Origin of the sequence: Methanosarcina sp. 2.H.T.1A.6 (assembly GCF_000979455.1) — an archaeon.
Taxonomy (GTDB): domain Archaea; phylum Halobacteriota; class Methanosarcinia; order Methanosarcinales; family Methanosarcinaceae; genus Methanosarcina.
The window spans coordinates 1-26,310 of sequence record NZ_JJOY01000012.1 but is presented as its reverse complement, the minus strand read 5'-3'; the positions used below and the strand labels follow the sequence as shown (position 1 = coordinate 26,310).

Annotated in this window: 18 protein-coding genes and 1 pseudogene; 12 read left to right on the top strand and 7 right to left on the bottom strand. The window is 40.4% G+C overall.

The window, feature by feature from the left end:
• The 4 genes and pseudogenes from EO98_RS17675 to EO98_RS18175 all read right to left on the bottom strand — a co-directional run.
• Positions 1-776, bottom strand: a pseudogene (locus tag EO98_RS17675) (IS630 family transposase); the annotation flags it as partial.
• A gap of 690 nt (positions 777-1,466) precedes the next feature.
• Positions 1,467-2,240: a hypothetical protein gene (locus EO98_RS03315; RefSeq protein ID WP_200895213.1), complete on the bottom strand. Its 774-nt coding sequence runs from the start codon at positions 2,238-2,240 to the stop codon at positions 1,467-1,469.
• A 269-nt stretch (positions 2,241-2,509) separates the two neighbouring features.
• On the bottom strand, positions 2,510-2,680 hold the full coding sequence (locus EO98_RS17670) for a CRISPR-associated endonuclease Cas1 (protein WP_235282940.1): 171 nt from the start codon (positions 2,678-2,680) through the stop codon (positions 2,510-2,512).
• 125 nt (positions 2,681-2,805) lie between these two features.
• Positions 2,806-6,699 carry a PKD domain-containing protein gene (locus EO98_RS18175; RefSeq protein ID WP_156161005.1) on the bottom strand — a complete coding sequence of 1,298 codons (3,894 nt, stop codon included), beginning with the start codon at positions 6,697-6,699 and terminating at the stop codon, positions 2,806-2,808.
• A 757-nt stretch (positions 6,700-7,456) separates the two neighbouring features.
• On the opposite strand from EO98_RS18175, the gene EO98_RS03305 reads away from it, so the two are divergent.
• Together EO98_RS03305 and EO98_RS03300 are read left to right on the top strand one after the other, a co-directional pair.
• Positions 7,457-8,056, top strand: a complete 600-nt coding sequence (locus EO98_RS03305; RefSeq protein WP_048138711.1) for an NnrU family protein — start codon at positions 7,457-7,459, stop codon at positions 8,054-8,056.
• A gap of 233 nt (positions 8,057-8,289) precedes the next feature.
• On the top strand, positions 8,290-8,772 hold the full coding sequence (locus tag EO98_RS03300; RefSeq protein ID WP_048138709.1) for a trypsin-like peptidase domain-containing protein: 483 nt from the start codon (positions 8,290-8,292) through the stop codon (positions 8,770-8,772).
• A 16-nt stretch (positions 8,773-8,788) separates the two neighbouring features.
• Here the strand turns inward: EO98_RS03300 and EO98_RS03295 are convergent, their stop codons facing one another.
• Positions 8,789-9,211, bottom strand: a complete 423-nt coding sequence (locus tag EO98_RS03295) for a secondary thiamine-phosphate synthase enzyme YjbQ (protein WP_048138707.1) — start codon at positions 9,209-9,211, stop codon at positions 8,789-8,791.
• Positions 9,212-9,750: 539 nt separating this feature from the next.
• Here EO98_RS03295 and EO98_RS03290 point away from each other — a divergent pair.
• Entirely contained in the window at positions 9,751-10,248 is a 498-nt protein-coding gene (locus tag EO98_RS03290) for a hypothetical protein (RefSeq protein ID WP_156161004.1), read from the top strand.
• 228 nt (positions 10,249-10,476) lie between these two features.
• Here EO98_RS03290 and EO98_RS03285 read toward each other — a convergent pair whose 3' ends face one another.
• Positions 10,477-11,094, bottom strand: a complete 618-nt coding sequence (locus EO98_RS03285) for a hypothetical protein (protein ID WP_048138713.1) — start codon at positions 11,092-11,094, stop codon at positions 10,477-10,479.
• A gap of 214 nt (positions 11,095-11,308) precedes the next feature.
• Here EO98_RS03285 and EO98_RS03280 point away from each other — a divergent pair, with 214 nt between their 5' ends.
• The 8 genes from EO98_RS03280 to EO98_RS03240 all read left to right on the top strand — a co-directional run bounded on the left by EO98_RS03280 (position 11,309) and on the right by EO98_RS03240 (position 22,447).
• The gene (locus tag EO98_RS03280; protein ID WP_048138704.1) at positions 11,309-12,568 is read left to right on the top strand and encodes a DUF1015 domain-containing protein; all 1,260 of its coding nucleotides are present in this window, start codon (positions 11,309-11,311) and stop codon (positions 12,566-12,568) included.
• 564 nt (positions 12,569-13,132) lie between these two features.
• The gene (locus EO98_RS03275; protein WP_048138702.1) at positions 13,133-13,462 is read left to right on the top strand and encodes a zinc ribbon domain-containing protein; all 330 of its coding nucleotides are present in this window, start codon (positions 13,133-13,135) and stop codon (positions 13,460-13,462) included.
• A gap of 4 nt (positions 13,463-13,466) precedes the next feature.
• Complete coding sequence (locus EO98_RS03270; RefSeq protein WP_048138699.1) at positions 13,467-14,147, top strand: zinc ribbon domain-containing protein; 681 nt, start codon at positions 13,467-13,469, stop codon at positions 14,145-14,147.
• Between the two features lie 382 nt (positions 14,148-14,529).
• Complete coding sequence (locus EO98_RS17655; protein ID WP_235283499.1) at positions 14,530-14,676, top strand: DUF1328 domain-containing protein; 147 nt, start codon at positions 14,530-14,532, stop codon at positions 14,674-14,676.
• A 560-nt stretch (positions 14,677-15,236) separates the two neighbouring features.
• On the top strand, positions 15,237-17,255 hold the full coding sequence (locus tag EO98_RS03260; RefSeq protein ID WP_052734458.1) for a PGF-pre-PGF domain-containing protein: 2,019 nt from the start codon (positions 15,237-15,239) through the stop codon (positions 17,253-17,255).
• Between the two features lie 1,713 nt (positions 17,256-18,968).
• On the top strand, positions 18,969-20,510 hold the full coding sequence (locus EO98_RS03250; RefSeq protein WP_048138691.1) for a flippase: 1,542 nt from the start codon (positions 18,969-18,971) through the stop codon (positions 20,508-20,510).
• A gap of 673 nt (positions 20,511-21,183) precedes the next feature.
• The gene (locus EO98_RS03245) at positions 21,184-21,486 is read left to right on the top strand and encodes a hypothetical protein (protein WP_048138689.1); all 303 of its coding nucleotides are present in this window, start codon (positions 21,184-21,186) and stop codon (positions 21,484-21,486) included.
• Positions 21,487-21,865: 379 nt separating this feature from the next.
• Positions 21,866-22,447, top strand: a complete 582-nt coding sequence (locus EO98_RS03240; RefSeq protein ID WP_048138687.1) for a DUF2121 domain-containing protein — start codon at positions 21,866-21,868, stop codon at positions 22,445-22,447.
• 63 nt (positions 22,448-22,510) lie between these two features.
• Here EO98_RS03240 and ade read toward each other — a convergent pair whose 3' ends face one another.
• Positions 22,511-24,181: an adenine deaminase gene (gene ade / locus EO98_RS03235; RefSeq protein WP_048138685.1), complete on the bottom strand. Its 1,671-nt coding sequence runs from the start codon at positions 24,179-24,181 to the stop codon at positions 22,511-22,513.
• A gap of 317 nt (positions 24,182-24,498) precedes the next feature.
• Between ade and EO98_RS03230 the strand changes: the two genes are divergently transcribed.
• Positions 24,499-25,611, top strand: coding sequence for a phosphoserine transaminase (locus EO98_RS03230; protein ID WP_048138683.1), 1,113 nt, complete (start codon positions 24,499-24,501; stop codon positions 25,609-25,611).
• Positions 25,612-26,310 lie beyond the last annotated feature (699 nt).

Below are 26,310 nucleotides of genomic sequence, written 5' to 3'. Positions count from 1 at the left end.
TACTTCAGCTTCAGAATAGTTTTCGGTAACGAGAATTTTCACGAATTGTGCAAAATCCTTCATTGTTCTCCTTTTGGTTACCTGAGTCACCCTTTTTCCTGCTTTGAATTCTACCGCCACGAATACATTTGCTGTTCCATTCCTGACATATTCGTAATCATATTTTTCTGGACTTCCTGACTTCATTGGAATGGCCTTTCTCTTATCTTCAAGAAGTTGTTTTGGTTTCTCGTCAAGGCAGATGAGGGGTTTTTTAGGGCCATAATCCTCTTCGTACAGATTAAGAATGTCATACATTCTTTCCCTATATTCAGAATCAATAGTCTGAATGCACCACATCCGTCTCAACCAGGGATTAGTTTTGCTTTTTTCAAAATAAGCCTGATACTCTCTTTGCTTATTGTTTCAAATCCTTCTTTTTTCCTCAGTTCTTCGGTAAGCAGGGACAACGACCATTTCTTACTTCCATCGGGAGAACTACTGCAAGCTAAAGCGATTATTTCTGCAACATGTTTTTCGGTGTATTTTACAGGTTGACCAGATCTTGGTTTGTCAGAAAGAGCGTGGGGAAGACCTTCTTCAACATATCTCTTCCTTATATTCAAAGTAGTATTTCTGGAAACACCTAATGTTTCCGCGATCTCAGTAACTCCTTTTTGCTGGTTTGACAGGAGTAAGATGCGGGCTCGGGTTAGTTCTCTTGCACTTTTATGTCCTTTTCTAACAAAGTCCAGAAGGAAACTTACCTCATTATCTTCAAGTTTAATCTGTAGCATGAAGACATAAAGAGAGTCAAAGCTTATAAAGATGAGCAACAATTAAATGGTTGAGACACTAGTGAAAGCGACAAGTACCACTGTATAAACTATTCAGATTTCCTCAAAAAGTTAGATGATCCTAACTTTACATATCATTTAGAACCGCTTAAACTATTAATTGAAGATGTGCGTCCAGGAATGGACTGTCGTTGGAAAATATTAGAAGCAACAAGACAAGCTCTTATCATATTAGAAGGTCAATGCAATAAACTACTAAGTATATCAAATGAGGCTTAATTCTTTTCTTCCACAGGAAAAGTTTGTATAACTAAATGCCAAGATGGTAATTTATTTGTTGATCTAAACTATCAAATTCCAAGGGTTTAGTTTTACTAATTAATGTGACACATTAATTGTTTTTTCGTTTTGGTTAGTTATGATTAACGATTATTCAATTATAGTTCATGTTGTAAAAAAGTTTAATAAGTATGGGACCTAATAATATTCTGATAAATATGAGTGATAAATCTCCATTCTTAGGAATTCCAACTTATGGAGTTATTTTTTTAGTCAGCGCATTCATTGTAATGGCTCAACATTTTTCAGATGTGAGTTTCGGCGCCTTTGGAATACTAGCTTGGTTGTAGTAATAGTGGGAGTTATTGGTTTCGCGGGTTATGTTTTGAACCAATAAATCAGAATTATTTTTCAAAAAGATAAACTTAGTTTCTTTACTTCTTTTGTGTCCAAGTTTATCTTGCTATCTCTCTTAACTCTATCTTTCATTCTCTTCAATGTACTTCTATGTTTAATCCCTAATTTCCTTGCCTCTTCAGGAGTTAAAGCCAAAAGCTTCTGTTTAATCTCTTCATCATTAATGAAAACCTGAGACTTGGTTACATCCAATGGCTGATCCTCAATATTATTGGCTTCTTTCCCAATGTAAACCAATCCATCAGCCTGAATATGCTTTCTCTTTAAGACCCCTATTTCCCCATCAAACTTATTTTCAAGGTGCTCAACATACTGTAAAATTGTCCTGCTCAATGGCTTAAAATATTGAGATCCTTCCTTAGCGTCTCCTGTTTCATAATCAACAAAAGGTTCATGTACAATTTTCTGATAATCCTTTGTAAAAGGAGCCAGAGGCTTAACAGGCTTATCATTTTCTTCAATTACCTGGAATCCTACAAGGAAGAAGTTAAAAGGTTTAATCTGCTCTTTCCAGGGCTTTCCTTGATTTAGCTCCTTAAACCTCTTCAATACATTTGGGGTAGTAATTGTAAGTCTTGAAATTGCATAAAAGGTGGAATACTTCTCTTCAATATCGATTTCAGTTATTTTCCCATAATGAAGTTTAAGAATATCCTGCCAGATCTCTGCCTGCCAGTCTTCAACTGAGTTGGAGAAAGGATTTGTCAAATGGCCAAGCCCATGCAGCTTGTAAGATCTTTCCCCTTCCATGAACCTTATTTTTTCCATTCTTATAGTAGTACAGTGCATACCTTTTAGAAGCAATCCCATAAAACCAGAGATCCTTTTTCTCAGATTTGAGCAATGGAATATCCATGTTGTAAGGGTTAAGAGGCTAAAAGAACTCTACAAGCTCCTGAGCTTTTTCAGGAGGCACAAACACAGAATCAGTATCCATGTATGCGTGAATAACTCCAAGTTCTTTTAACCTGGCTTTAGCCATTGTTAAGAAAAGCCTGGCTCCTGAAGGTCATAGACTAAGCTGTTCTTGCTTGGTGTCATTTCATGCAAATCTTGCTTGGTGTCATTTCATGTAAAAAGCCTACATGAATATCCAGACCTACAGAATTAACGGCTCTCAGACACTCAGATTCAAGCAGAGAATAGCCATAATTGAGCATGGTGTTTACCACATCTCCTGAACCCATAGCTCTTCTATACTGGTCTATCCTGTTACAGAAATCATATTCCTCTGGAACAGCCTTTGAAAAAGAGACTCTGAGAGTCCCAAACGAACTTAAAAAAGTAAGAAATTAGATAGTGGGATCAGTTATCTCCACCATCTAACTGCAATTTATCTTCTTCTATACAAAAACACTCCAAGCAACCCGATAACACAGTAAATCATTTCAAATCCAGGCATGCTTGTTTTTTCCTTCTGCTCAGAAGGCTGCTCAACTTCTGATGCTGTATTGTTTTGTTCAAGATCCTGAGTGTCAGGTTCAGGCAGGATTTCAGTCACGATTTCTTTTGCTGTATTCTCACCCGTTATTGCAAAGGGCGAGAATCCCGGAGTTTTGGCTGTGAAATACAGATATCTGCCATCTTCTCCTGATTGGCTGGTGGGCAATGGATTCCACTTCTTGTCATTGTACCTGTTCAGGATGATTGAAGACTTGTCAATGCCTTTATCCTGTATCCAGGATTTATCAACTTTGAAACAGATGACTGCGTTTTCGATATTCATTGGAGTTGCAAATCCACTGTTGCCAACCCAGATATTCAGGTAGTTATAGACTTCACCTGTGGGCGCATCCGGGGTAAGCATAGATTTAATTTTCAGCATCTCAACAGTGGTCTTTGTCCTACCAGCAGTCTTCTTCGAATTGAAGCTCAAATATACAACAGCAGTGGCTTTCTTTGTGAAATCAAACTTTACTTCTTTTCCGTTTGTAATGAACGCCTGTGAAAGTTCCTTTGCTTTGACATTCTTTGCAGGTTCAGGAGAACCACCACCACCACCGCCGCTGCTTCCTCCGCTACTCTTTCTCTCTACAGCTATTGTCGTAGTTTTTGAATCATTGCCTTTTGCATTGATCGCAGTCAGTTTAGCGGTGTAAGTCCCTGTAGCAGGATACACATAAACAAAGCTTGCCGCGTTTGAGTCCTCGACTCCGTCATTGTTAACGTCCCAGCTCCTTGATGTTGCGTTTTGTGAAAGGTCAGTAAAGAGAACGGTGAGGGGGGCATAGCCACTGGTGACATTTGTGCTAAAGTCTGCTGTCGGAAGTATATCAATTTCTTTTTCCAGCACAGTTATAACAGCAGTTTTTGAATCCGTGCCGTTTGTGTTTACTGCAGTAAGATTAACGGTATAGTCTCCTGCCAGGGAATATGTGTGCGCAGGATTCCGGTCAGTTGAAGTAGTTCCATCTCCAAAGTTCCAGCTTCTCGATGTTGCGTTTTGTGAACGGTCAGTAAAGAGAACGGAAAGGGGAGCAGAGCCACTAGTGGGATTGGCGGTAAAGTCTGCGATCGGAAGTATGTCAATTTCTTTTTCCAACACAGTTATAACAGCAGTTTTTGAATTTATGCCGTCAAGATTTCTTACTGTCAGGCTAACAGTATATTTTCCTTCCAGGGAATAAGTATGTGTTGGATTCCGATCAGCTGAAGTAGTTCCGTCTCCAAAGTTCCAGCTTCTCGATAGTGCATTTTGTGAACGGTCATTGAACTGGACGGAAAGGGGAGCAGAGCCGCTAGTAGGACTGGCGGTAAAATCTGCTACAGGAAGTATCACTATTTCTTTTTCCAGTACATTTATGACAGCAGTTTTTGAATCCGTACCATTCGGGTTGCTTACTGTCAGGTTGACGGTATAGTCTCCTGCCAGGGAATAAGTATGCGTTGGATTCCGATCAGTTGAAGAAGTTCCGTCTCCAAATTTCCAGCTCCTCGATGTTGCGTTTTGTGAAAGGTCAGTAAAGAGAACGGCGAGGGGGGCATAGCCACTGGTGACATTTGTGTTAAAGTCTGCTGTCGGAAGTATCACTATTTCTTTTTCCAGCACAGTTATAACAGCAGTTTTTGAATCCGTACCATTCGGATTGCTTACTGTCAGGTTGACGGTGTATTTTCCTGCCAGGGAATAAGTATGCGTTGGATTCCGATCAGTTGAAGTAGTTCCGTCCCCAAATTTCCAGCTCCTCGACGTTGCGTTCTGCGAACGGTCAGTAAAGAGGACGGAAAGGGGAGCAGAGCCGCTAGTAGGATTGGCGGTAAAATCTGCTGTCGGAAGTATATCAATTTCTTTTTCCAGTACAGTTATAACAGCAGTTTTTGAATCCGTGCCGTTAAGGTTGCTTACTGTCAGGTTGACGGTATAATCTCCTGCCAGGGAATAAGTATGTGTTGGATTCCGATCAGTTGAAGAAGTTCCATCTCCAAATTTCCATGACCAGGATGTTGGAAGTCCGGTTGATGTATCTGTGAATGCTATACTCAGTGGCGGAACTCCGGTTGTTTTATTGCTGGTGAAACTAGCAATTGGAGCCGCAGGTTGAACAACTGTAATTGTTTTAAGCATCGAATCGCTGGAAACGTCATTTGTTACCGTTAGATTAGCCGTATAAGTTCCTGGTGTTGTATATGTATGAGTAACATTTGCAGTACTACTCTTAGGTGAACCGTCCCCGAAATCAAGCAGTTCAGTGGACTGGTTGATACTGTAATCCATAAACGTTACATCTTTCCCGGCCGATAAACGATTTGTAGAAACTGTGAATTTTGCAGTCACATTAGAAAATCTGGAGGGTCGCACCCAGGACGAATCCCCCAGATCCTCCATGTGATAAAACACTCCGCCATTCTGGCTGGTATAGTTTAGAATCGAGTCCAGTCTCGATGTTGGAGTTTGGTATCGTCCGGTAACATTTTCAGTAATTGCATGTCCATATAAGACTAATACGCTCCCAGTTGTTATTGCATGATCAATCCCATATTCTATAGACTGTAAGCTAACATTAGCACTGGTATCGATTTCAATACCATACAGAAGTTGAGCATTGTCCCAATCGTAATAAGCCAGTAGTGTTTCATTTACATTATCATTTATAACATCGGGGACCCCCGTTCTAAGTGTCCGGAAATATGGAGCTAGTATTCTATCAGTAGTTGGGTTTCTATGCGAAAAGGGATATGCTAAGGTATAAACCGGATAGCCATAACGGGTGATTTCTACGATGTTCGGGAATATTTCCTGGTCTAGCAACTCTTCAGGAGTGTTATTCTGTAGAAATATAAATAAATCTGTGTGGTTATATCCATGTGCAGCTATTTCCCATCCAGCCTCATGAAGTGCATTTAGTTCATCTATTGTAGCCTGTGGTCTGTGGCTTACTTTATTAATATTCATAGTGCAGGTAGCGTTATACTTTTGGAAAATTGGCAAATATTTATAACACGTATGAATATTTGCTGCATCGTCCCATGTTAGAACAATGCCTCCGGGTTTCTCTGAATCCCTTACGGTGTGGATATCATTCACATATAAATCTAATATCTCAGATGGAGTTAACGTTCTGTCATAAACATAAAAAGAATATATTTCCCCGTTTAGTCCGTATGTAGTATCAGGAGATGATCCTATCGTCCAGTCATCCGTGTTATAGCTGGGACCTAAAGCAGCTGCCGTATAATCTACACCTTTTCCATTAGCAATTCCATTGAGGTATAATTGAGCATGAGAACCATCATATGTTACAATAGCCTCATAATCTTCGTCAGGCTGTATAGGACTTGCACTGCAGCCGGAAATAGCATGACCATCTGCATAAACTTCATATTTCAGTATTGAATCCGTATGGTCAATGCTGAGACTGCAGGTGTTATTGCCTTTAGAAACTAAATATGTGCAATTAGTCGGATTGTTAGAATTATAACGGAAAAATACCCCAAATGTTATATATGGATCAGTAAATGCCAACTGTTCATTGTTAGGTATTGTTATTCTGTTTTGTCCGTTAAAATGTCTTGCTGTTTGTCCAGTTGGCAGAATGAAGGTTGTACTGCCATAATTTGCACCGTTATTTCCGTTTCCCGAGGTGTCAACTATAGTATTTCCAGTGTCTGCAGACCAGTCATAATACACAAGTTGATTTGTATCTGCACACGCAGTGCCAACTAAACTAATTAGAAATACGAGAAATAATCCATATTTTGCATATGGTTTAAAACTATGATATTTCATTGTGATCAGACCTCTTTAAAAGACAGTATGAAACGTTTATCCGCTTAAGCAGGGATTAAAAAGGCCCCTTTTGCCAATTAAAATAGAAAAACTTCTTTTTTAGATAAATTAAGTAAGAATTTTCTTTTTTAGTTTGCTGCAACTTCAGATTATTCTCAGAGTATGTGCCTGGTATAAACCTCGTGGTTGGACTCTGATATGTTCAAAAATGCTCCTTTGACCAGAATATTCAGTTTAATAATTACACACAGTCTGGTTTTGAGTGGGTAACTTAAGGGGCAAACATTATGAATATTGTTACACAGACCATATTACAACATTCTAATATTTATACTTAAGTCCGGACTGTTTTTAGTGTATTCAAGAATGATTATATTTAGAAAAAAATCGAGATCGTTTTGAGTGAAAACATTCGCATTAAATTCGCTTGATGGTGTATAACCACTGTCAGCACAAAAAACACGAAAAAACTGTTTATGTACTGTGCCCACATAAATAAGAAAAAATTGGCTTTGTAAAAAAACTATCTAAATCAACCTCAATAGGCTAAAAAGTACTAAAAAAGCAGTGTCAGTTAGAGTCATTTGCTTAATCTTGCGTGAACTTCTAATATTTATCAGGAATCTATAAAGTAAGATTTTTAGATACTGGCATGGGAACATTTAGAAAATTGATTAACCAGAAAATTTGATAGCCCCATCAGTTCACAAATGCTAAATACCAGGTTATTCAAATTAAAAAATGGGGAATATTGGAATTGGGTTCATCCACAATTATCCTTGTTTTTTGTCTGGTGGCATTTGCAACTATTCACAGCCTTACGGCAAGCCTGCCCTTCAAACGCTTCATCATGCGAGTCGTGGGTCCCGGGGCAGAAAGATATTATATGCCGGTATACAGCCTCATCGCATTTGTAACGATAGCGCCGCTCGTCTATCTGCTCATCAAAAATCCGGGGCAGGTTCTCTACATAGTACCTTCTCCCTGGCGCTGGCCGATGGTCGGAGGACAGCTGATTGCTGCAATCGTTGCTCCCAGAGCAATGTTTGATGCACCTCACAGGTTCAAATTACGCTCACAACTTGCTGCCCCGAAGACTCCTGAAGCAGGTCCTCTGAATATCCGGGGCATTTACCGATGGATAAGAGACCCTTTCCTGCTCTCAGGCCTGGTCATAATGTGGCTCATGCCCTTTATGACCGTCAATCTGCTTGTCATATACATTTTGTCCACAATATACCTGTATCTGGGATCACTGCACTGGGAAAGCAGGCTTGTATCACAGTTTGGGGACGAATACAGGGAGTACCAGAAGAAGGTTCACAGGATAATTCCCCATTCAGGGGGATATCGTTAAAGAATTTGTATAACCTTCTACTTTATACACCAGCAACCTGTCTCTTCAGTTCAGGCAATATTTAGCTTAGTATTTTTCCTGAAACATCTATAGAACGTCCACACCAGGTATGTTTTGTTCCAATAATGAGTAGGCCAACAAATCACAATTTAACGTAAAAACCAAAAATGCCATTAAACATCAAAAATACCATAAACCAGACCTAATAAAAATCGGCAGGTTGATGAAAGCTTATGATAAAATCGGGTGGTTCTTTTTTCTATAAGGGAGAACGCTGCACTATCGGGGCTGTAATCTCGCTTAACGGATTGCCTTACATGGTCACAGTTTCTCATATATTTCGTCGTGGGGAAGGAGACCATTTAACAGTTGACGGAATAAAACTCACTGTTACGAGTATTTTAAAGGATTTTGATTTAGCTTTGATAGAGCTCCCTCCTACCTGCACTTTTGAAATCACCGAGTTTGGCCGCGCAGCTGAACTGGAGCAGGCTGTGCTTGTTAATGACATTCATGTTATCAAATGCAGAGTGGTTAATGCTGGAGCCTCATTGCTTTTTCTGGGTTTCCAGTGTTATAATATGCCGGAGCCTGGAGACAGCGGTTCTCCTATCTTGCAGGCAGGAAAAGTAATAGGGCTTATGTCCTCGGTGACGCTGGACACCTGCATGGGAATTGCAATTTCGTCCAGTATTATCCGCAGCCTGGAAAAATAACGAAATTCCCCGAGAATTAAAATTCCCCAATAATCTGTAGCACGATTTTTCTCACCCTTTCAATCCTATCAAAGTTTATGTATACAATCTGCTGCCAGGTTCCAAGTGTCAATTCTTTTTCAACAAAAGGAACTGTAAGGCTCGGGCCGACGAGCAATGATCTTAAATGAGAACCTCCGTTGAAATCGCCCCATGTCTTGTGGTGGTGGTAGTCCTTATTCAGAGGGACCAGCTCATTAAGGGTTTCTGCAACATCTGTTGAAAGGTTTGACTCAAATTCCATTGTGGTTATTGCTCCGGTTGACCCGACGCAGAAGACCGTAACTGTCCCGTTTCTTATTTTGGAGTTTTTGACTTCCTCTGACACCGTTTCAGTAATATCAACAATTCCACAATCTTCTTTTCCGGTGACAGAAATTTCTCTTGTTTCTACAGGCATAAAACGATATTAGCAGGCCAGATTAATATCTATTTGCAGAAAAGGGATAAAAATATCTCTCCAAAACATGGCTGTAAAGAGTAAACGGCTTATCACTTTTGGCTTTTTGTTTCATGTAATCTAAAGTTATCTTAGAAAACCCAACTTAGTTCAATCAGAATAAGAAATACTCAGATATTTTGCCGTATTTCATTGGAATCAACCCTTTAACTCCCAAATTAAGGACTAACAAAATCCAGTTTTCTGTTTTTCCTTCTCAAGTAATGGCTTAATTCTCTAAATTCCATCCGTAAACTTTTTTAAGTTTTCACGAAGCCTTCCTGTATGTAGTTTATGTGGGGGAAAATAATGTTTTATGGATTCCCATAAAAGATCATTGTAAATATTTGTATAAGACTTTTGATTTTTTTCGAGATGTAAATTGACTAATTTTGCAGAAATCTATTTCTGGAAGACATTGCAATAAGTAAGATAAATATATCAATAAATCCATAACTTATTAATTAAATTAATTCAGTTCATGAATCACACTGAATTTTTTGTCAAAATTCGGAAATATGTGTGGAATATGCGTAATAGACCAGATAGTCAAATCGGGACTCAGGGAGGGAAATCGTATAACCAGAAAAACAGATGAAGTCGTGTGTCCAAATCCTGAATGTGAATATTATCTTAAGGAGGAAGGAAAAGCCATAATAAAACGTGGAAAATATAAGACAGGACACCAGAGATACTATTGTAAGCATTGTGAGAAATTTTTCATGGAAACAGTCGGTACAGCTGTTTATCGCAAGCATCTGCCCGGGACTGAAATAAAGATGATATATCGGCTTTTTCTCGAAAAAAATGGAATACGAAGTATTGAAAGGATAACAGGGCACCACAGGGATACAATAAGCAATCTGCTAAAAGGAACGGAAAAAAACGAAAAAACAGACGAATATCTGGTCAAACAGATCGGGCTGACAGCTGATGAATGCGAGAAATTATGGGTGCTTTTAGAAAAAAAGAGGAGTTCTTCCCGAAAGTCAGCTTGAGATAAGTATACGAGTACATCTATAAGTATAGAAACCTTTACGGCTTCCTTAATAGAAGTGATAATTTTCAAATTACAGTACTTTAATGCCAATTACGTAATGATTGAAAAAGACATTTTGTAGTTGTAGTTTTGTAGTTGTAGTTTTGTAGTTGTAGTTTTGTAGTTGTAGTTTTGTAGTTGTAGTTTTGTAGTTGTAGAAGAGGACAGGGTCAGGATAAGACCACAGTTATAACTCCCCTGCTTGTAGTTCTGCAATATAAGTATCATACGGAGCTGTTGAGTTACCTGAAATACGTGCAATATAATAATCTGCAACAATCGAAGCCTGTTGTTCGCGGTTATAGTTATATAAATGCGGTTTTGCACCTGGAATGTATCCGTATCCTTCTGTTGCCTGTGCATAAACTGCTTCGACCAGATATTTCGAGCCGACGTGTTCCATCTGTGCTATATGGGCTAATTCATGAATTAGCCACTTCATATCTGAATTACCTGCAGCAGTCCTAATTTTGTTATTGAAATTGATAGTATGAAAAGTGGTAACACCCATACCCGAACAATTGTTTATCTTTGCCCCGAGCCAGGCAATTAGCGAATTTTCGTCGATACGCACCTGCCGGTAATTGATGCTGTCTCCAAATACGGTTCGCGCTTCCTGTTCCTCGACCGGAGTTAGCTTTCGGGTATTGGGTTTTATAGTTTGCCATAAAAGGTCCAGAATCTCCGGAAAAACGCAGAAGTCGAGAATTTTTGCGAGAATTCTGCCTATCCGGACAGTAAAGGACAGCAAGCCCTTCCATATCCATTTACGAAAGCACTTTGCCTCTTTCCCAATCCGGATCATGACAGTTTTCAAATTATCCCACACACTTACATATTATTCCTTACAGAACTTAACACAGGCCGCTCTCGATAAAATAGCTATCGATAAAGTACCCTTCAATGAAAAGAGGAGTCTCTATTCTTTGCTTTCAGTATATGCTAAAAGAAGGTTTTAGAGAAGGAGTTTAGGAATGTGTTTAGAAATCTTTATATCTTCTCTTTATTTTTAATTAACCATGATATTGCACGTTCCTCACATTCTTCTTCCAGAGGCTAACTGGAGCGAATGGGCAGTAATTGCCTGTGACCAGCATACTCAGGATATAGAGTACTGGAGAAGAGTAGAAGAATTTGTAGGAGATACTCCTTCTACTCTCAATTTAATTTACCCTGAAATCTATCTTCCTTTAGATAAAAATAGAGTAAATAATATTCATAAGGCAATGCGCAATTACAAAGCTACTCTTGTTGATCATGGCCCCTGCTTTGTTCTTGTAAAGCGTGCTGTCTCAGGGAGTGAAAGGACGGGTCTGGTTGTCGCAATCGATCTGGAAGAATACGAGTATGATGGATCTGAATCCTTTATCAGGCCGACTGAAAAAACAATCAAAGAAAGGCTTCCTGCAAGAGTCATGATAAGAGAAAATGCAGAGCTGGAGCTTACGCATGTTCTTGTTTTATACGACGACCCTAACTTTTCCGTTATTCCTCTGAACACAGACAGTCCTGTTTATGAAGGAAACCAGATTTATGATTTTGACCTGATGGAAGACGGCGGTCATATACGAGGCTTTAAGATCAGCGATGAAAAGACAATTAGGGAGATTTCGGAAAGGATTCAGGCTCTTGGGACCCTCCTTGTCGGGGATGGAAACCATAGCCTTGCTGCAGCAAAGAGTTTATGGGAGAAAATTAAAGGGACGGTCCCGGACAATCATCCGGCCAGGTACGCACTTGTAGAGCTTGTAAACATTCATGATCCCGGGCTTACATTTGAGCCAATTCACAGGGTTGTAAGAGGAGTTGATCCTGAGGAATTGCTTAAAAGGTTCAATGCGAGAATTATGGAAACTCCATCCGGCAATTCAACTGCTAGCTCTTCAGTTACTGGTAATTTGATTGCCGGTGATTTAGTTACTGGTAATTCGGTTTCCAATAATCCGGCTACGGATAACCTGGTTGCCGGCCACTCAATCGGCTTTATTACAAAAGACAGGCGTGGAGTCCTTATCTTTGATAACCCCGAGCATGACCTGGAGGTTGAAACCCTTGACGAGGTTATTGACGATTATCCGGTTGAATATGAACACGACCCTGAAGTAGTGGAAAAACTCGGAAAAGAGCCTGAAAATATTGGTTTCTTCCTTCCTTCCTTCAAAAGAAGCGATTTCTTTGCTCTTATAAAAAAGAAGGGGATTCTCCCAAGAAAATCCTTTTCCCTTGGAAAGGAAAACGAGAAAAGGTATTATATTGAAGCTAGAAGGATTATGCAATAATTCTTCCAGTAACTTTTTTATTACCCCGTAATTTTTTTAGTTATTTTAGTATCAAGTAACCTTTTTAGTTATTTAATTATCCAGTAACCTTTTTAGTAACTGCACTTACAGGTACAAATTTTTCAGTCGTTAGGTACGAGCTACTACATTTAATTCGAGAAGATTTAAACAAAATTTTTTGGTCTTTAAATGCATGTTACTTTAACCCATACGGTTGAGTGCCTGAAAATAAATAGTAAAGATAAAATAGGCTCTTTGAGAATTCAATTGTCGTATTAACAGCTATGAAGTGCATATCTTCCTTCTTGAAAGCTGAATAGGCTTTATCCGACACTTTGAGCTTACTGAGACGACTAATGCAGTTTTAGTTTCATTCTGGCAGCTTTTAAGGTATAAGTTTTCCTGGACATGCAGCTTTTAATCAGATTAAGTACTAATTTTTTTGATACCCCGGGATTTACAGTTCAGTACCGGAAATTTCAAAAACTACAATACAATAATTACTAATAGTATATTTGTCCGGGCCTCTTCCAGGCAAATCAAAAATTAAAGGGGTGTAGAAAGATGGCCAGTTATAAACATCCGTGTAAATACTGCGGTAAATTGATCGCACGCGATTCTAACTTCTGCCCGTTCTGTACGCAGGAGAATCCTCTCGGGCCAATGAGATGCCCTATATGCAGATACCCTCTTGAGGACGGGGCAAAAGTCTGTGGCCACTGCGGCGTTTTGCTGTGGAACACATGTAAAGGCTGCGGAAAAGAAACTTTCCTCGGAGATAAATGCAGCAATTGCGGCACTCCGATTGTCATTGTCTGCCCCAACCCTAAATGCAGGACCGAACAGCCCCTTACAAGCAAGAAGTGTATCAAATGTGGTAAACCGTTGAGGTGATAAAATGGGATTCCAGAAGTCACAACTCCAGCCTTTTACAAGGAACTACGAAGACAACAGTTCAGAATCAGGTTTTCAGTTTACTTTTTACTGCGATATCTGTCAGGACGGCTACAAAACAAGATTCATCGAATCCAAGACATATAAGAAGACAGGCCTGTTTGGCATGGTTGGAAGAGCACTCTCTGCAGGCTCTGACCTTGTAGGCCAGTACGGTGTTGGAAATGCAATAGAAAGGGGTGTGGATATACTCAATGACCGCAAGCAGGGAATGTCTCCTGAATGGCGCAAAGAGTGGGAAGATGCCTTTGAAGCAGCCCAGAATGAGGCAAAGGAACACTTCTGCAGGTGCCCGAGATGCAAACACTATGTATGTGAAGCCGACTGGAACGAGCAGGACAATCTCTGCGTGGAATGTGCGCCAAGGGAAAATGTTGAGCTGACTGCAATAAGAGCAGAACGCATGGTAGATGAAATGAAGGAGAAAGCCGCGAATAAAAGCGTATTCAAAGGCGATATAGAGAGAAGACAGACTTTATGCCCGGAATGCGGCAAACCCTCAGGTGAAGGAAAATTCTGCAATAACTGCGGAGCATCCGTTGCACTCACAAAATGCCCGAGCTGTGGCAACAAAGTATCCATTGGCACCAGGTTCTGCGGAGAATGCGGGACAAAGTTAAATTAAAATATAATTAAAAACTTTTTAGAAGTAGAAGAGAGTCTATGCAAGTTTGACTCTTTTTCTATTTACTCTATTTTTAATCACTCTTTATATAATTTACCAGGGGATGACCTTATAAACCACCACCGGGTTAAATGCCGTGGGGGGTTATGCTTCTTCATATAAAGGCGCTGAGTTCCTCAAATTTTTGTATATTAAAACCCATGGGTATTTTAAAAGTATTGATTTGAAAAGCAGCATATCTATTTAAAAGTGAGAATTTAGATGACAAAAGATTCAAATATATTTAAGAGTCATTTAATTTAACAGTCAAAGTATAAATATCCCCATTCTAAATATGATGTTATTGGTTAAACAACCACAGGGGGAGTAAAATATACCAGATTTGATTGGACTTGCAGTAGTATTTTTAGTCCTGGCATTGATTTCATATATTTTGGGTGCACGGGGAATTGCCGGTTTATCTATGAATATCGCAAAGTGGCTTGTTATAATCTTTGTTGTACTTGCGATAATTTCGCTAATTTTCTGACGGTATCCCCTCTCGCAGTAGTGTCCAGGGTAAGAAATAGGCGTTCTACAAAAGAAAAAGTTAAACTCTTATTTCTTCTTTTTTCAGAATTTTAGTTTAAGACAAATGAGAAATCAGGATATAACCTTCCGGAAAAAGGTTAAACGCAGTAAATATTTGATAGAGTAATTTCCAGTTGAGAAAAATTAAAAGAAAATAAACCATTATTAGTATATATATATACTGCTTGAATAAATTAATTACCTGAACAACGGATAAAACAGATACATAAGCTGCAAATAAAAAAATAATTCATGATTAATCCTACACATAAATTGTTCTGTTTTTCAGGTAAATTCAAAGTAGAATAATTGATAATTTTTGTAATCATTGTGCGATTTTTAAATATATCTTTCATTTAATATTTATTTATACCAATATATTTATATTGTTTATTATTGATCCCCGTTAAATTAATTGAAGTATCATCCATACTTCCCTGAATTTACGGAGGAATCCGAATAAACAGGCAAATAACGTTACTGGCAATTATTCTTATCTTAATATCAGGATCGGATATCGTGGCTGCAGCTGAGATTTCAGTCCAGCCAGGTGATTCGATACAGACAGCAGTGAACAATGCAACTTCAGGCGATGAAATTATCGTAAAACCCGGAACCTATACCGAAAATATTGTAATCAATACAGACAATCTGGTAATCAGGTCAGAATCCGGAAATCCTGATGACACAATCATCAAAGCCAGGAGTTCAAGCGCCCATGTATTCGCCGTGAAGGCAGATAACGTGAGGATTAGCGGACTTACAATTACTGGCACAAAAACCAGCTATTCAGGGATCCAATTCTCAGGATGTAATAACGGTATCATTGAAAACAACAAACTTTCGAACGATGGGTACGGAATTTACCTTCTGAGTTCTAAAGGAAGCACCGTCTCAAACAATGTTGTAACAAATAATGGAGATTACGGGATTGTGCTTGCAACTTCTACTGACAGCACCATCTCAGGCAACACGGCTTCCAACAACAACGGTCGAGGTATTCACCTGGGCACTTCTGATGGCAACACACTTTCAGGTAACACCATTGTCTCAAACGGCGTTTCAGGTCTTTATGTATGTCCAAGAAGTGATAACAATCTCGTTTTTAATAACTACTTTGTTAACAATGTTAATGAAGACATAAAGAACGGAATAGGAAATGCATACAGTACTGCAAAAACCGCAGGCACAAACATTGTAGGCGGACCCTATATAGGAGGTAACTTCTGGGGAAAACCTGACGGATCAGGCTTTTCAGAAACTGCAACCGATGCAGATGGAGACGGAATTGCTGATGTTGCATATAGTTTTGAAAACAGTATCTATGCAGATTCCCTCCCTCTCGTATCAGGTACTGAAAAACCCATTGAAGAACCCACACCTATACTTCCGGTCGCAAACTTTGAAAGCAGTGTTACAAGCGGCCCTGCCCCTCTTTCCGTCCAGTTTTCCGACCTTTCGGAAAATGCTGAAGGAAGAGAATGGGACTTTAACAGTGACGGCGCAATTGACTCTATCGATCAGAGCGCAGTTTATGAATACACAACCCCCGGGACTTACACCGCCAAACTCACTGTAACCAATGAAAACGGTATGGATTCAAAAACTGCCACAATTACTGTTACAGAAACGGAAGAAGCTAGTTCCGGAAACAGTGGAACCGGGTACAGTGGAACCGGAGACAGTGGAACCGGAGACCGTGAAACCGGGGACAACGGAACCGGAGAAAATGAAATTGTAGATAACGAGCCCGTCGACAGTGGAACCATAGATGATGGATCTGGAAATAACGAAGCAGATGAAAGCGAGAGCAGCAGTGGAGGAAGAAGCCACAGAAGCGCCGGTGGTGGCGGTGGTTCCCCTGAACCTGCAAAAAATGTTGAGGTTAAAGAAATCTCCCAGGTCTTTATTACAAACGGGAAAGAAGTAAAGTTTAATCTTAAAAATAATGCAACCTGTATTGTGTATGTGGAATTTGATGCTAAAAAGACTGCAGGTAAGACCACAACCATTGTTGAGGAATTAAAGAATAAATCCATACTTGTTTCCGAACTACCTTCCGGGGACGTTTATAAATCCTTTAATGTCTGGGTAGGAAACAGCGGATATGCAACCTCAAAGAACATTGAAAATTTTATCATCTGTTTTAAGGTTGAAAAGGCCTGGATGCAGGAAAACAGGATAGATAGCTCGTCCATTGCCCTTAACAGGTACAATGATGGAAAATGGGAACAACTACCAGTCTCCATATTGAAAGAAGACGATGAATTTACGTATTTTACAGCCGAAACCACAGGTTTCTCCTCCTTTGCAATAACAGGCAAGGGAAATAACGCTTCAGAAAATGTAACCGAATCAGGTTCTGAACTGGAAACTCGTTCGGTTAATTTTCAGGATGCGGAAAGTACAGGACTGACGGCTGAACAGATGTCTGAGCAGGGAAATAGTACAGGCACTAAGGGCTCTGAAATGATCTCTAAAATAACCAGCCTGCTTAGAGAATGGATTAAGTCTCTACAATCCTTGACGAAAGGCTGAACCTTTCCTTCAGCTTTTTACATTTTCAGGCATGAAAAATACCTGAAAATCATTCTTTTTTGCCTCTCTTTTTCTTCTGTAAGGTGGTCTGTTTATCGGGAATCTCAGACAGATAGACTTGAGGAGATGTATTATAATATCTGGATTTTAAAGTATTTTCCGGGTCAAGATACAAAATCATTATTATAATAATCGGGTTAGGGAACACTGTCGGGTAAATTTTCGTTTAAGATTAAAAGAATAATTATAATGATAAATTGTGACATTTCTCCGCAGTTATTGCACTAATTTTCCTTCGGGAGAGAAGCCTTATTTTATCCAGCCTGTAAACAAAAAAGAGGAGAAAAGATACCCTTTCGAACCCGAAATCTCCTACATGAGGAATAAGTTTAGAGATGTCCGAAAAAGGCAAATCAGGTTTTAGGGTTTTGAATACGTGTTTTTAGGTCTTATTTTTGGAAATCGAACCAGACTATGACTCCAGAGCAGATCTTAAAATACCAGCCCTGTACCTTTAGAACCAGCCTTTAGCCAGACCTTTTGAGAAGGACATCGTAAATGAGTTTTTGTTCAGGTGCCAGTTTGACCCGATAATGATAATCAAATAATCCTCTCGAAATGTATATATATTTAGTCGATCAGGTACTCCTGAGAAAATTTGGGGAAACATCAAATAAAATTAACTAAGTTGAAATTTCTCCGGTTTTAAGAAAAACAGTATCAAACTTACAAAACGTACCCTGCTACCTTTCAGCAGTCATTCGGCATCTAAACCGGTTGCTGATGCATTGAGTTAATGGTTCGAGAATTCCCTGAATAACCATTATACGAAAAAGGCAGCAGCCTTCAAAAAACAGGTTTACTGAAATTCATCTAATATGGATAAATAAACAGTCCGTTTGAGGTGCCGGCGGGCTACACCCATGCCTGCCGGAAAAAGAAACAAACCACGGTAGACCATATTCAGTATTCGGTAGAGAACCTGACAGGGTCCTGCCAGAATCCAGCTTCTAATCCGATCCCGATTCGAACCCAATCCCGATTCGAACCCAATCGGGACCCTACCAGGATCCAACCCAACCCAGGGAGCACTGCCCGGGAAAATCCAACCCACAATTCATCGGGTACTGCCAGGAAGTCCAGCCACCACCGAGTTCTCAGACACTCTACCCAACCGAGTTCTCAGACACTCAATCCAATATAGAATCCAGCGGGAAACCCAGCCCTGGATTCTACCATACCCTACCTGGACTCCAACCCCGGATACAATCGAAGACCTAACTTCAATCCAACCCAGAAGGTCGTAAAAGAACCATGTCGATTGTTAAAGAGAAACCCCAATTAGACTTTGTCTTAAAAGCTCATCCCGGAGCAATCGGACAAGGAATCAAGCAAAAAGATAGATCCAACAACGCACTTAAGATTTACAGCTGTTTTAAGGAATTTGAAACAGCAAACTTTGAAACCCTGAACCCTAATATGAAATATTCTATCCAACCCGGTACTTATTTTGTTCCATCAAATACCAGCACCCTATCTGGCAAACTATTCAAAGTTAAAGGATCAGGCTTTAATTTCCTGCAGCCTGCAGAAAGAAGCCGCTTAAACTTTAACCAGCTGACCGAGAGTTATTCAATCGTAACTGGCAGGGCAACAGAATTCTGTTCTTGTCCGGAAGCCCCGGAATCCGGAAATTAAGGAACTGGGATTCTCATGTCAGTTAACGAATCGGTCAACCGAATAGTGGCAGGTTCCGGTGTGATCCTGGCAGGAACACTTATTGGAATGCTGCTTGATATCGTAATTAAAGGAGTGCTCACATCATATCTCTCGCCAGCCGATTTCGGCACCTATTCCCTTGCACTTACGGTAATCTCAATAACAGGCGCCGTAGCAACTCTCGGACTCCACGAAGGGGTACCAAGGTATATTGCATACTTCAGAGGCAGGCATGAGGAATATAAGATTCATGAATTGATTCTCTCGGCTGTATTAATGGGCCTTGTTGCCGGTATGCTTGCCATGCTGGTCTCACCTCTATTGTTTGAACGTCTGGCCGGGGAAGGGTTTGACATACAGGGTAAAATCTTATCCGTTGTCAGGATAATGATCTTTGCCATCCCGTTCACCATACTCCTGAACCTGTCAGTGGCGATCTACAGAGGATTTGGCCGTACAAGTGTCAACATGTACTTCTACAACATTATAAGGCCGATATCCCTGCTGGGATTTGCTTCAGCTGCAGTGTTTTTCGGGGTGTCCCTGAAAGGAGTTGTATTTGCAGACCTGCTTTCAATGGTCTTTACATTTGGCATAATGTCAGTTTACTTTATAAAAAGACCCCCAATCAAACCGGAATGGAAACTTAAATTCAGTGAGCCCACAAAAAAGCTGATCAGGTACTCATTCCCGCTTTTAATAAGCGCGACCCTGCTTAACCTCATGACTTGGACAGATACCATAATGCTTGGTTATTTCAAGTCCGCCGAAGTCGTTGGAGTTTACAGTGCAGTATATCCTCTTGTCGGATTCCTGTCCATGATAATCGGTTCCATGGGGTTCGTGTATACCCCTGTAACCTCAAAGCTGTGGGGAGAAAAGCGGACTGAGCCACTTGGCTCGATTTACGCGATAATGACGAAGTGGTGCTTCCTGCTTACCTTCCCGGTCTTTGCATTGATGTTCGTATATCCGGATTTTATCCTGACGAAAATCTACGGAGCAGACTATGCAGGCGGTGCCACGGTTCTGCGCATCCTTGCCCTGGGATTCGTAACAAACTCGTACTTTGGATTCAACTATCACACAATAATGGCATCCGGAGACTCTGACTTTCTGATGAAGTGCTCGGTTGCAAGTGCAGGAACCAATGCAGTACTTAACTTCGTACTTATACCGCAGTATGGTATGATAGGTGCAGCAGTAGCATCTTCTGTATCCTTTGCATCCATAGAGGTCTTAATGACCCTGAGAGCCTGGAGGTCACAACACATGCATCCGTTTACTCCGATGTACAGAAGGTTGACCCTTATAGGTGCCATTCTGGTTGTGGGCATGCTCGCAGCCCGGGAAATGCTTCCGCTTTCCGGAACAAGCTGGGAATATGCAGCCTTTATGATTGTGTATTTCGTGGCTATCCGGTCTGCAAAGGTGCTCGATGAGAAGGAAATGAATATGGTAAACGGTATCAAAAAAACAATCATGCAGAATATCAGTATACTTCTCCCGCAAGCACTCAAAACTCTCGGATATTAAAACCTTAAAGAATAACCATAACCTAAAACCTTAAAGGATAACCATAACCTAAAACCTTAAAGGATAACCTTTCCCGGAGTCTGAAGAAAGCCGGCAATATCTCTCTCTGTTTTTCGAGGGATGCCGGTAATTTGTTTTTACAATTAAGCATTATCCCCACTTTCCGCAGATGTCGATTCAAGTTTCACAATTGTTACCGATATCGTTTAGTATGAAAACTGCCCCGGGCATTCAAACATGTGGTTTTGAAATTTCCCACACTTTTCGACCTCATGTCTTCATTCAAAGCTTCCAATTCCAATTTCTCGAAGAATCAGTTAAACTAATAATTGCAGATTTAGGAGTAATTCTCCAAAAACGATAACAAGAAAAATGCTTTTTTTAGAACCTCTGCAAAAGGTCAGGTAATGGGTATTTGCTCTTTTTCCTAAACATTTTGAGTTTTATGTTAAATAGACTTGCCTCCTCCATATCAGATAAAAGGTTTTCAGAAAACCAAACTAAAGCCAGAACTAAAAAAAGCTGGAGTAATATAATTAGATAGTTGCGTTTTGGAGACAGTCCCGTCGATAAATCAAAAGAAATATATACAGTGGGTGGTATAGTACAGTAGTAAATATTTTACGTTTATGTGGAATATAAAAATTAGAGAGTAAATGAAGAGTGGGGACTCATGATAAGAAATAAGCTTTCCGGAACAAAAATAAAAAATATAAAATGTTCCGCATGTGCTGGGTTAATGCACGTATCCAGAATATGCCCCCTTTCACAACTAATCCGGAGCAGACCAGCTTCAAAGAGAAAAAAGTCGACTTTCGCCAAAAGGAAGGCTCTTGATGCGAAAATCAATCAAAAAGAAAATGATGATACAAATGATGATACTTTAGAGCACAAAACTGCAGCTTTTTATTTACATTCTCTGATACGGATAAGGGCTACTGATAAGGATGGAAACTCTATTGAAGTCACGTACTAATTGACTAAAAGCCCTATCAAGTGCCGTAAAGTGTAAAAAGGCAAAATTGAGACCATCATGGTGTTTTTCTCCATTTCCCTATTTTTTCCGGTCTTTCCGTGTTTTGTGTCTTTCCATGTTTTGTGTCTTTCCACGTTTTGTGTCTTTCCACGTTTTATTTCTTTATAGGGTTCAGGTTCCCTGGGGAAATATTAACTCTTAATAGGTGACTATCCAATTTTGTTAGAGAAAAAAACCGATTTGCAGAAAAAGAAATTCGCAGGAAAATTAATTTACATCACTTGAGGACTCTCTGCAAAGCTAAAATAATAAGAAATAGACACTTTAAAGACAGAAGATCCCTTTAGATCCTTTTAAGACATGTTCTGGAGATGTAAAAATGACCTTGGTTATCGCTTTTATCGGAAAAAACGGTGCAGTAATGGCCGGAGACATGCGGGAAATCACGTTTGAAGGGGAGAGGCCGGACAGGGAAAAACTTGAAAAAGAGCTTTACAGCGGCGCAATAGTTACGGACGAGGAGCTGGCAAAAAAGGCAGAGGAGTTAGGGGTCAAAATAACGGTCACGGACTGCAAAAGCAAAGTCTCGGAGAGAAACGGTATCCTGGTAGGGGAAGTCTCCTCAGTTGAAGGCGGGGTCGTTAAAAAAAGAAGGCTGTACGCTTCAGCAGGAAATTATGCAATTGCCGAACTCAGGGACTCGGAACTTACCCTCACCTCACAGGGTAAGGGCAGCAATTTCATCGCTTTCGGAAACGAGTTTACAAAGCAGATAGCCAATAAATGTTTCAAGGATAACTGGACGAAAAAGAGTAACCTTCAGGATGCAGTAAAAATCCTCATGCTCTGTATGGAGACCGCAGCAAAGAAAACAGCTTCCGTGAGCAAGCAGTTTGTTATCGTGCAAACCTCATCGAATGTTGATGTTTTGAAAGTTGTGGAAAAGGACAGAAAAAGCTGAAATGACAAAAACAGAAACAGCTGAAAAAGCAGAAGTTGGGGGAATTGCACCGCCCTTTTCTGCTCACTCATTTACGAAAAGCTCGACAAATTCGAATTTTGTCACATCAAATAGGCCCTTATCCCCCAGTTTAAGTTCGGGAATGACCAGAAGCGACATAAATGCAAGAGTCATAAAAGGCGACTCAAGCGACGTTCCCAGTCTCCTGGCTTCTGCATTAAGCAGCCGGTAACGGGAAGCTACATCTTCTCCATCAAGGGTGCTCATAAGGCCCGCAACCTCAAGCGGAAGATCAAGAAGATTTTCTGCGGTGCCCACAACGATTCCTCCTCTGTTTTCCACCAGCCGATTGACAGCTTCAACTATGTCCTTATCGGCGGCTCCAACTGCAATTATATTGTGACTGTCGTGGGCAATGCTGCTTGCAATAGCGCCTCTTTTCAAGCCTATATTCTTTATGAAACCGATCTGAACAGGGTCATCTGCATACCTGCTCAGGACGACCATTTTCAAAATATCCCGTACAGGGTCCGAAACCAGATTGCCGTTTTCTACTTTTGGCAGAGCCAGTTCCTGGCCTGTAACCAGTTCTCCGTCCCTGGCAACGATTACCCTGATTTTCGTTATATTTTCCTTATTTTCCCTTTCCTTATTTTCCCCTGCAGGAGGCACAGCCAGTTTTACATCATCAATTGAAATTTTGTTTCTGTTGAAAACATTTCTTGCAGGAACTTTTTCCACCGGGAAAAGAACCTTTCCGTTTTCGTAAACACATTCTCCATCGATAAAAGTGCTCAGCACATTGAAGGATTTCAGATCGTCTACGATAATGAAATCGGCAGAGTCTCCCTCACGCAGCAACCCGACATTGAGCCCGTAATGCTCCACGGGATTGATCACCGCTGCCCTGATAATGTTATAGATATCAAGTCCCTTCTCCTGGCCGCACCGGATCAGTTTATCGATATGCCCTTCATATATCAGCGTATCAGGGTGGGAATCATCGGTGCAGAGCATAACCATTTCAGGGTATTCATCTATCAAGCTGTACAAGGTCTCGAAATTCCTTGCTGAACTCCCTTCCCTGATCAGGACCTTCATCCCGAGTTTTATTTTCTCAACCGCTTCTTCGTAAGTAAAACATTCGTGGTCTGTGGAAATTCCTGCCCCGATATATTTCTGCAGGTCGGCTCCCCTCAAGCCAGGCGCATGCCCGTCCACAACTTTGCCGTACTTTTTAGCTGATTCCAGCTTCGCCATTACCTCGGGAAATCCCAGAATCACACCCGGGAAATTCATCATCTCGGAAAGGTAATACAGGTCCTCCCTTGCCAGAAGTCTGTCCACAGCCTCTGCATCCAGCACCGCCCCTGCTGATTCGAAAGGGGTGGCCGGCACACATGAAGGGACCCCAAAAAAGACCTTTAGAGGAGATTTTTTTGAATCCTCAAGCATATAATCAATGCCCTCTTCCCCCATAACGTTCGCAATCTCATGAGGATCACTGACCACTGCCACCGTACCTTTTGCAACAGCCATCCGGGCAAAAACCGAAGGCACGGTCATGGAACTTTCTATATGCACATGGGCATCTACCAGCCCGGGCAGAATGTACTGCTCATGATCGTGTTCTTTTTCTTCAACACGAATGATTTTTCCGTTTTCAACAGTAATCTCACTTTTGAACTGCCGTTTTGAAATGGCGTCAACAATAATCCCCCGGTACTTTTTCATGAGGACTTATTGAAATCGGAAATGTATAAAGATTTCCAAAAAGCCAGAATTTGGGGACTTGTAGAAAAAGAATAAAAAAAGAAGATACAGATTAATTGGTCGATTACCTTTCATCAAATGCAAAAAAACTATAGAAATATAGAGGCACTTTTTTGTTGGCTACGAAGATCGGTTTTGACCATCTAAAAGTAGCACGAAAAGATAAATAAAAGGTACACTGTTAAGTCTTCGGGGATGGCTACAATTATATGTTCGCCTGTAACTGGAAAATTTATTCTCCCCCGAAAACATAACATTACCAAAAAGGAAAAGATAAAATGAAACCAACACGAGTTCCTAACAATCCTTGTTTTTCTTCCGGGCCTTGTGCCAAACATCCAGGGTATTCTGTTGAAGAGCTGAAGGATACACCTTTTGGCCGGTCACACCGGAGCAAACCTGGCAAGGAAAAATTAGCTGAAGCAATTAAAAGAACAAGAGATATGCTTGGACTTCCTGATGATTATCTCGTAGGTATTGTACCGGCTTCCGATACAGGTGCTTTTGAAATGTGCTTGTGGTCTATGCTGGGGTGCCGCGGGGTTGATGTTCTGGTTTGGGAATCTTTCAGTAAAGAATGGGCAACCGACATCACTAAACAGTTAAAATTAAAAGATACCCGAGTTTTTGAGGCAGAATACGGGAAATTACCGGATTTAAAGCAGGTCGATTTCAAGAATGATGTCGTCTTTGTCTGGAATGGGACTACTAGCGGAGTCAGAGTGCCCAATGGCGACTGGATTCCTGATGACCGGGAAGGGCTCACGCTTTGCGATGCCACCTCTGCCGTATTTGCTATGGATATACCCTACCATAAACTGGATGTCATTACCTTCTCATGGCAGAAGGTTTTAGGTGGGGAAGGTGCACACGGGATGCTGATTTTGTCTCCGCGGGCTGTTCAGCGGTTAGAAAGCTATACTCCTGCCTGGCCATTGCCCAAGATTTTCCGACTGACCAAAGGTGATAAACTGAATAAGGATATTTTTGCAGGCTCTACTATTAACACCCCATCCATGCTGGCTAATGAAGATTGGCTGGCAACACTAAAATGGGCAGAGTCTGTCGGAGGGCTTAAACAACTTATCCAACGGGCAAATGAAAATCTGGCGGTCTTTGAGGCATTTGTTGCTAAAAACAACTGGATCCATTTCTTAGCGGAAACAAAAGAGATAAGGTCCAGTACCAGTGTCTGCTTTAAAGTTGATTTATCCGACGAAAAGCTTAAAGAACTGATTAAAACGCTTGAGAATGAAAAAGTTGCTTATGACATCGGTTCTTACCGTGATGCTCCTTCGGGTTTGCGCATCTGGTGCGGTGCTACCATCGAGAAAGAGGATTTAGAATGCCTCTGTGAATGGATCGAATGGGCTTACAATTTGGTTAAATAATAAAATCCTTTTTGTTGTCAGCAAAGAAGGGGTCGTGAGAAATCATTAATATCTTTTTTGCTGATAGCAAAAGAATGTTTTATCCCAAAATTTGTCTCACGCGGACAGATTTTAAATATCCTTTCAAAATCCTTTTTTCACACCTGATTTATCAGAGAAATTTTCAACCTTAACTCTGCTCATTTAGGGAATAAATTCAAATTTAGCTTTTTCTCAATATCACTAATTTTCTTAGGCACTTCCGTTAAAATCATTTTGCCGTCTAAATCCATCAAGTAAACTTTGCGGAATTGTTCAATAAGGTCTCCTGGAGAATACTTACTTGTCAGATCAGCTTTTCTTATACAGTTTTGGATTTTTACGTACCATAAAGGGACAAAAACGATATGAAAAGATGCCCAAAAAGAGATTCATTATCCTGTAAACCTAAATTTGACAAAATAAAGTCTTTTCAGAACTCTTGGATTCTTTTCGTTTTTGATTAAACTCACTCTTTAACTGGAACTTATTTTCCATTTTTTCTGCCAATTAAGCCAGAGAATAGTTTCCCCAAAAAAAGTACATCTTATTTTTGACCTAAAATCTAATTAAGACCTTAAGAAACCGTAAATTTTATTGAGGAGGACGTACAATCCTCCTCTGGCGATATATTATGAAAGCTCCGCTTATACCACTAAACGAAGATTTCAAATGGAAATT

What these genes read in the sequence shown, in the direction of transcription:
- EO98_RS03280 (WP_048138704.1), top strand. Translation starts at nt 11,309, where the DNA reads ATGATATTGCACGTTCCTCACATTCTTCTTCCAGAGGCTAACTGGAGC.
- EO98_RS03270 (WP_048138699.1), top strand. Translation starts at nt 13,467, where the DNA reads ATGGGATTCCAGAAGTCACAACTCCAGCCTTTTACAAGGAACTACGAA.
- EO98_RS03295 (WP_048138707.1), bottom strand. Translation starts at nt 9,211, where the DNA reads ATGCCTGTAGAAACAAGAGAAATTTCTGTCACCGGAAAAGAAGATTGT.
- EO98_RS03240 (WP_048138687.1), top strand. Translation starts at nt 21,866, where the DNA reads ATGACCTTGGTTATCGCTTTTATCGGAAAAAACGGTGCAGTAATGGCC.
- EO98_RS03275 (WP_048138702.1), top strand. Translation starts at nt 13,133, where the DNA reads ATGGCCAGTTATAAACATCCGTGTAAATACTGCGGTAAATTGATCGCA.
- EO98_RS03285 (WP_048138713.1), bottom strand. Translation starts at nt 11,094, where the DNA reads ATGATCCGGATTGGGAAAGAGGCAAAGTGCTTTCGTAAATGGATATGG.
- EO98_RS18175 (WP_156161005.1), bottom strand. Translation starts at nt 6,699, where the DNA reads ATGAAATATCATAGTTTTAAACCATATGCAAAATATGGATTATTTCTC.
- EO98_RS03300 (WP_048138709.1), top strand. Translation starts at nt 8,290, where the DNA reads ATGATAAAATCGGGTGGTTCTTTTTTCTATAAGGGAGAACGCTGCACT.
- EO98_RS03230 (WP_048138683.1), top strand. Translation starts at nt 24,499, where the DNA reads ATGAAACCAACACGAGTTCCTAACAATCCTTGTTTTTCTTCCGGGCCT.
- EO98_RS03250 (WP_048138691.1), top strand. Translation starts at nt 18,969, where the DNA reads ATGTCAGTTAACGAATCGGTCAACCGAATAGTGGCAGGTTCCGGTGTG.
- ade (WP_048138685.1), bottom strand. Translation starts at nt 24,181, where the DNA reads ATGAAAAAGTACCGGGGGATTATTGTTGACGCCATTTCAAAACGGCAG.
- EO98_RS03245 (WP_048138689.1), top strand. Translation starts at nt 21,184, where the DNA reads ATGATAAGAAATAAGCTTTCCGGAACAAAAATAAAAAATATAAAATGT.
- EO98_RS03315 (WP_200895213.1), bottom strand. Translation starts at nt 2,240, where the DNA reads ATGGAAAAAATAAGGTTCATGGAAGGGGAAAGATCTTACAAGCTGCAT.